The organism is Streptomyces sp. NP-1717 (genome assembly GCF_022695985.1).
In the GTDB taxonomy this organism is placed as follows: domain Bacteria; phylum Actinomycetota; class Actinomycetes; order Streptomycetales; family Streptomycetaceae; genus Streptomyces.
This window is the reverse complement of sequence record NZ_JAAPBF010000306.1, coordinates 1-6,761: the sequence shown is the minus strand read 5'-3', so window position 1 is coordinate 6,761 and position 6,761 is coordinate 1. Positions and strand designations below refer to the sequence as shown.

The window sequence follows — 6,761 nt, the reverse complement described above, 5'->3', positions numbered from 1 at the left end:
ACTGGGACGTCCCGAGCATCAGGAGCAGCACCACCACCCCCGGCATCTCCCACGAGTCCGAAAGGCCGCTGTCTTGAGTACCGAAGCGTATCTGTACGACGCGATCCGCACCCCGCGCGGTCGTGGCAAGGCCAACGGTGCCCTGCACGGCACCAAGCCGATCGATCTCGTCGTCGGCCTGATCCACGAGATCCGCGGCCGGTTCCCCGGTCTCGACCCGGCGGCGATCGACGACATCGTGCTCGGCGTCGTCAGCCCCCTCGGCGACCAGGGCTCCGACATCGCGCGGACCGCCGCCGTCGCCGCCGGACTCCCCGACACCGTCGCCGGCGTCCAGGAGAACCGGTTCTGTGCCTCCGGCCTCGAAGCCGTCAACCTGGCCGCCGCCAAGGTCCGTTCGGGCTGGGAGGACCTGATCCTCGCCGGTGGCGTCGAGTCGATGTCCCGTGTCCCGATGGGCTCCGACGGCGGCGCCTGGGCGATGGACCCGATGACCAGCATCCGTACGGGCTTCGCCCCCCAGGGCATCGGCGCCGACCTCATCGCCACCATCGGCGGCTTCACCCGGCGCGACGTCGACGAGTTCGCCGCGCTGTCGCAGGAGCGCGCGGCGGCGGCCTGGAAGGACGGCCGGTTCGCCCGCTCCGTCGTCCCCGTCCGCGACGGCAACGGGCTCACCGTCCTCGACCACGACGAGCACCTGCGGCCCGGCACCACGGCAGACACCCTCGCTCCGCTCAAGCCCTCGTTCGCGCAGATCGGCGACCTCGGCGGATTCGACGCGGTGGCGCTCCAGAAGTACCACTGGGTCGAGAAGATCGACCACGTCCACCACGCCGGCAACTCCTCCGGCATCGTCGACGGCGCCTCCCTCGTCGCGATCGGCTCCAAGGAGACCGGCGAGCGGTACGGCATGATGCCCCGCGCCCGTATCGTCTCCGCCGCCGTGTCCGGCTCCGAACCCACGATCATGCTGACCGGACCCGCGCCCGCCAGCCGCAAGGCGCTCGCCAAGGCCGGACTCACCATCGGCGACATCGACCTCGTGGAGATCAACGAGGCGTTCGCCGCCGTCGTCCTGCGCTACGTCGCCGAGATGGGCCTCTCCCTGGACCGGGTCAACGTCAACGGCGGCGCCATCGCGCTAGGCCACCCGCTCGGCGCCACCGGCGCGATGATCCTCGGCACCCTCGTGGACGAACTGGAGCGCCAGGACAAGCGGTACGGCCTCGCCACGCTCTGCGTCGGCGGCGGCATGGGCGTCGCCACGATCGTCGAACGCGTCTGACCGTCCCCGTCCGCCAAGCATCTCTTCGCTACGGAGCAGCAGCATGAGCGAGTCCACCACCATCCGCTGGGAGCAGGACGGGACAGGCGTCGTCACCCTCGTCCTCGACGACCCCGCCCAGTCGGCCAACACCATGAACCAGGGCTTCCGGACCTCGATCGCCGCGATCGCGGCACGCGCCGAGGCCGAGAAGGACAGCATCCGCGGCATCATCGTCACCTCCGCGAAGAAGACCTTCTTCGCCGGCGGCGACCTCAAGGACATGATCAAGCTCGGCCCGGACGACGCCCAGCAGGCGTTCGACGCCGGACTGGCCGTCAAGCGCGCCCTGCGCACCATCGAGACACTCGGCAAGCCCGTCGTCGCCGCCATCAACGGCGCGGCCCTGGGCGGCGGTTACGAGATCGCGCTCGCCTGCCACCACCGCGTCGCGCTCGACGCGCCCGGCTCCAAGATCGGGCTGCCCGAGGTCACCCTCGGCCTGCTCCCCGCGGGCGGCGGCGTCACCCGTACCGTACGGCTCCTCGGCATCTCCGACGCGCTGCTCAAGGTGCTGCTCCAGGGCACCCAGTACTCGCCGCGCCGCGCACGGGACAACGGCCTCGTCCACGAAGTCGCCGCCACCACCGAGGAGATGCTCGACCGGGCACGCGCCTTCATCGACGAACACCCCGAGTCGTCGCAGCCGTGGGACGTCAAGGGCTACAAGATCCCCGGCGGCACACCCTCCAGCCCGCGCTTCGCCGCCAACCTCCCCGCCTTCCCCGCCAACCTCCTGAAGCAGACCGGCGGCGCGCCCTACCCCGCTCCCCGCAACATCCTGGCCGCCGCCGTCGAGGGCTCACAGGTCGACTTCGAGACCGCGCAGACCATCGAGGCCAGATACTTCACCGAACTGGTCACCGGGCAGACCGCCAAGAACATGATCCAGGCGTTCTTCTTCGACCTCCAGGCGGTCAACTCCGGCGCCAGCCGCCCCAAGGACGTCGACCGGCGCACCGTGCGCAAGGTCGCCGTCCTCGGCGCCGGGATGATGGGAGCGGGCATCGCCTACAGCTGCGCCCGCGCCGGTATCGACGTCGTCCTCAAGGACGTGACGGCCGAAGCGGCGGCCAAGGGCAAGGCGTACTCGCAGAAGCTGCTGGCCAAGGCCGTCGCCCGGGGCCGTACGACCGAGGCCGACCGGGACGCCCTGCTGGCCCGGATCACCCCCACCGGCGAGGCGGCGGACCTCGCGGGCTGCGACGCCGTGATCGAGGCGGTCTTCGAGGACACGGCGCTCAAGCACCGTGTCTTCCAGGAGATCCAGGACGTGGTCGAGCCCGACGCGCTCCTGTGCTCCAACACCTCGACGCTGCCCATCACCGCCCTCGCCGAAGGCGTCGCGCGCCCCGCCGACTTCATCGGTCTGCACTTCTTCTCGCCCGTCGACAAGATGCCGCTCGTGGAGATCATCAAGGGCGGCAAGACCGGCGACGAAGCACTCGCCCGCGCCTTCGACCTCGTACGGCAGATCAGGAAGACGCCGATCGTCGTCAACGACTCGCGCGGCTTCTTCACCTCACGCGTCATCGGCCGGTTCATCAACGAGGGCGTCGCAATGGTCGCCGAGGGCGTCGAACCCGCCTCGGTCGAACAGGCCGCGGCGCAGGCCGGCTACCCGGCCAAGGTGCTCTCCCTGATGGACGAACTGACCCTCACCCTGCCGCGCAGGATCCGCGACGAGACACGGCGCGCTGTCGAGGAGTCCGGCGGCACCTGGACCCCGCACCCGGCCGACGCGGTCATCGACCGCATGGTGGACGACTTCGGCCGCCCCGGACGCGCGGGCGGCGCCGGCTTCTACGACTACGCCGAGGACGGCGGCCGCACCGGCCTCTGGCCGGGCCTGCGCGAGCACTTCACCAAGCCCGACGCGGACGTGCCGTTCACCGACATGAAGGAGCGCATGCTCTTCTCGGAGGCGCTGGACTCCGTGCGCTGCCTGGACGAGAACGTCCTGACGACCGTCGCCGACGCCAACATCGGCTCCGTCATGGGCATCGGATTCCCGGCCTGGACGGGCGGCGTCCTCCAGTACATCAACGGGTACGAGGGCGGCCTGCCCGGCTTCGTCGCGCGGGCCCGTGAACTCGCCGCGACGTACGGGGAGCGCTTCTCGCCGCCCGCCTCGCTGGTGGCGAGGGCCGAACGGGGCGAGACGTTCCACGACGCGCGGTAGCGACCCCGGCCGGCCTCGGTTCGGCGCGGGCCGTGTTCATCCGTCGGTGAACGCGGCCCGCAGCTCCTCCTTGAGCGAGCGCTGGAACGCCGTCACCAGCGCCTGCACGACCATCGGCTGCATATGGGCCGACAGCGACCTCATCGCCGCCACCCGCTCCGGATCCGGTTCGCTCTCCTCGTACGGATTCCACACCTCGTCGCGGAAGAGGCGCGACAGCGCGTGCGCGGCCGAGCGGGTGTGCTCCAGCAGGACCGTACGGGCGGCGAGGATCGTCTCGTGCGCGATCGGCACGTCCAGCAGCTCGACCCCGAGGCGCAGCAGCCCCGGATCGAGCCGGTAGCGGCCGGGAGTCTCGGCACGCGCCAGGACACCCATGGCCGCCAGCCGGTCGACGTCGTCCTCGGCCAGGGCGCGGCCCGCGCGTTTCTCCAGCTCCGCCCGCGTCGCCTCCTCCGCCGAGTCCGGCGCCCAGGTCGCCACCAGCGCCCGGTGGATGGCCAGATCGTGCGCGCTCAGATCCGGCGGCAACTGCTCCAGATATCGCTCGATCGCCGCGAGGGTCATGCCCTGGTGCTGAAGCTCCTCGATGAGCGCGAGCCGGGAGAGGTGGGCGTGCCCGTAGTGGCCGACCCGGCGCGGTCCGATCACCGGCGGCGGCAGCAGACCGCGGGTGCCGTAGAACCGGACGGTGCGCACGGTGACACCGGCGCGCGCGGCCAGCTCGTCGACGGTGAACGTCGGCTCCCCGTCCGCCCCGGCCGCGCTCGCGGCTGTGGCCTGTGTGTCCATACCGACAGTATTGCTGTCTCACCACTACTGCGAAAGGCGGACGACGACCGCGAGCGGCCCCCTGAGAACCCGATCACGCGCCCGGAGCCGGTGGGGTACTGTGACCCGACCGAAGCAGCGTACGCACCGAGGAGGTGGGACCCATTACCGCAGTGTCAGGCCGGGTGCTCCCCTCTCACGGCCGCGCGGTCCGTCCGACAGGCTGAGGACCGCCGGAGCGCCCGTAGGCGCCCCGAAAGGTTTCCATGTCGGCAACACCGTTCTCCACCACGCTTCCCTCCCTCTCCGCCGTCGTCACCAGGCTCCGCGCCGCGGGCTGTGTCTTCGCCGAGGACGAGGCACGTCTCCTGGTCTCCGCCGCCGACACCCCGGCCGCCCTCACCGGGATGGTGAGCCGCCGCACCGCCGGACTGCCCCTGGAACACGTCATCGGCTGGGCCGAGTTCTACGGCCTGCGGATCACCGTCGACGCCGGGGTCTTCGTCCCCCGCCGCCGCACCGAGTTCCTCGTCCGGCAGGCGGCGGCCCTGATCCACCAGACCCCCGCCGGGCGGCCCGCCGTCGTCGTCGACCTGTGCTGCGGCTCGGGCGCGCTCGGTGCCGCCCTGCTCGCCGCCGCGCACGGCTCCGTCGAGGAGTACGACCCCGTCGAGCTGTACGCCTCCGACATCGACCCGGCGGCCGTGGCCTGCGCCCGCCGCAATCTCGCCGCCGGCGGCACGGTCCTCGAAGGGGACCTCTTCGACGCGCTGCCGGACGGCCTTCGGAGCCGTATCGACATCCTCATCGCCAACGTGCCCTACGTACCGACCCGCGACGTCGCGCTCCTGCCGTCCGAGGCGCGGGAGCACGAACCACTGGTCGCGCTCGACGGCGGCGACGACGGGCTCGACGTGCTGCGCCGGGTGACCGCCGGGGCGCCCGGCTGGCTGGCCCCCGGCGGCCATCTGCTGTTCGAGACGAGCGAGCGCCAGGTGCCGGACGCCGTCCGCACGGTCAGGCGCGACGGGCTCGCCCCACGGGTCGTGACCTCCGAGGAGTGGGAGGCCACCGTCGTCGTCGCCCAGCTGAGAGGCGCCCGGCTCGGAGCGGTGGCGCTCAGTCCAGACCCCCGCGGCCGATGACCTCCGCGTACCAGCGGGCGCTGTCCTTCGGCGTGCGCCGCTGGGACGCGAAATCGACGTGCACGGCGCCGAACCGCTTGCCGTAGCCGTACGCCCACTCGAAGTTGTCCAGCAGCGACCAGAGGAAGTAGCCGCGCACGTCGGCGCCGTCCTCGATCGCCCGGTGGACGGCTTCGAGATGGGCGCGCAGATACGCGACGCGCTCCGGGTCGTGGACCGCGCCGGACGGATCGGCGTAGTCGTCGTACGCCGCGCCGTTCTCGGTGACCATCAGCGGGACGTCCGGCAGTTCGTCGCGCAACCCCGTGAGCAGGTCGTACAGCCCGGTGGCGTCGACCGGCCAGTCCATCGCCGTACGCGGGCCCGGCGCGGGGACGAAGCGCACGTGCTCGTCCGCGCCCGGCCACGGCGACGGTGACTCGGACGTACCGCTCGCGACCACGGTGGGGGAGTAGTAGTTGATCCCCAGCGAGTCGACCGGCGCGGAGATCGTCGCCAGATCGCCGTCCCGCACGAAGGACCAGTCGGTCAACGCGGCGGTGTCGTCCACGAGATCGCGCGGCAGACGGCCGTGGAAGACGGGATCGAGGAAGACACGGTTGCCGAGCGCGTCGATCCGGTGCACCGCGTCGAGATCCCCGGGGGAGTCCGTCAGGGGCCGTACGGCGTGCAGATTGAGCGTCAGCGAGACCTCCGCCTTCGCCGGCAGCGCGTCGCGCAGGACGCCGGTCGCCAGGCCGTGCGCCAGATTCAGATGATGCGCGGCGCGCAACGCCGCCTCGGGGCGGGTGTGCCCCGGCGCGTGCACACCGGCCGAGTAGCCCAGGAACGCCGCGCACCAGGGCTCGTTGAGCGTCGTCCAGGTCGGCACCCGGTCGCCCAGCGCACCGGCGACGAGCCGCGCGTACTCGGCGAACCGCTGCGCGGTGTCGCGGTACGGCCAGCCGCCCGCGTCCTCCAACTCCTGCGGCAGGTCCCAGTGGTAGAGCGTGAGGACCGGCCGGATCCCGGCGAGCAGCAGCTCGTCCACCAGCCGCCGGTAGAAGTCGAGCCCGCGCTGTACGGCGGGGCCCCGGCCCGTCGGCTGGACGCGCGGCCAGGACACCGAGAAGCGGTAGTCGGTGACGCCCAGCTCCCGCATCAGCGCGACGTCTTCGGCCATACGGTGGTAGTGGTCGGCGGCGATGTCGCCGGTGTCGCCGTTGCGGACCTTGCCGGGCGTACGGCTGAAGGTGTCCCAGATGGACGGGGTCCGGCCGTCCTCGGACGCGGCCCCCTCGATCTGGTACGCGGCGGTGGCCGTCCCCCAGCGGAAGCCGGTGGGGAACCGCCGCTC

Annotated in this window: 5 protein-coding genes; 3 read left to right on the top strand and 2 right to left on the bottom strand. The window is 71.9% G+C overall.

Annotated elements, in window-relative coordinates:
- The first annotated feature begins 73 nt into the window (after nucleotides 1-73).
- Together GXP76_RS32870 and GXP76_RS32865 are read left to right on the top strand one after the other, a co-directional pair.
- Nucleotides 74-1,288: an acetyl-CoA C-acetyltransferase gene (locus tag GXP76_RS32870; protein WP_242575275.1), complete on the top strand. Its 1,215-nt coding sequence runs from the start codon at nucleotides 74-76 to the stop codon at nucleotides 1,286-1,288.
- A gap of 43 nt (nucleotides 1,289-1,331) precedes the next feature.
- Nucleotides 1,332-3,509 carry a 3-hydroxyacyl-CoA dehydrogenase NAD-binding domain-containing protein gene (locus GXP76_RS32865; protein WP_242575274.1) on the top strand — a complete coding sequence of 726 codons (2,178 nt, stop codon included), beginning with the start codon at nucleotides 1,332-1,334 and terminating at the stop codon, nucleotides 3,507-3,509.
- A gap of 36 nt (nucleotides 3,510-3,545) precedes the next feature.
- Here GXP76_RS32865 and GXP76_RS32860 read toward each other — a convergent pair whose 3' ends face one another.
- Nucleotides 3,546-4,301 (bottom strand): MerR family transcriptional regulator, encoded by a 756-nt coding sequence (locus GXP76_RS32860; RefSeq protein WP_242575273.1) that lies wholly within the window; start codon nucleotides 4,299-4,301, stop codon nucleotides 3,546-3,548.
- 245 nt (nucleotides 4,302-4,546) lie between these two features.
- Here GXP76_RS32860 and GXP76_RS32855 point away from each other — a divergent pair, with 245 nt between their 5' ends.
- Nucleotides 4,547-5,425, top strand: coding sequence for a putative protein N(5)-glutamine methyltransferase (locus GXP76_RS32855; RefSeq protein WP_242575272.1), 879 nt, complete (start codon nucleotides 4,547-4,549; stop codon nucleotides 5,423-5,425).
- On the opposite strand, the gene GXP76_RS32850 is transcribed toward GXP76_RS32855, so the two are convergent.
- Nucleotides 5,400-6,761 (bottom strand): GH1 family beta-glucosidase (locus GXP76_RS32850; protein ID WP_242575271.1); only part of this gene is annotated, 1,362 nt, incomplete at its 5' end. The two genes, GXP76_RS32855 and GXP76_RS32850, sit on opposite strands and share 26 nt — an antisense overlap.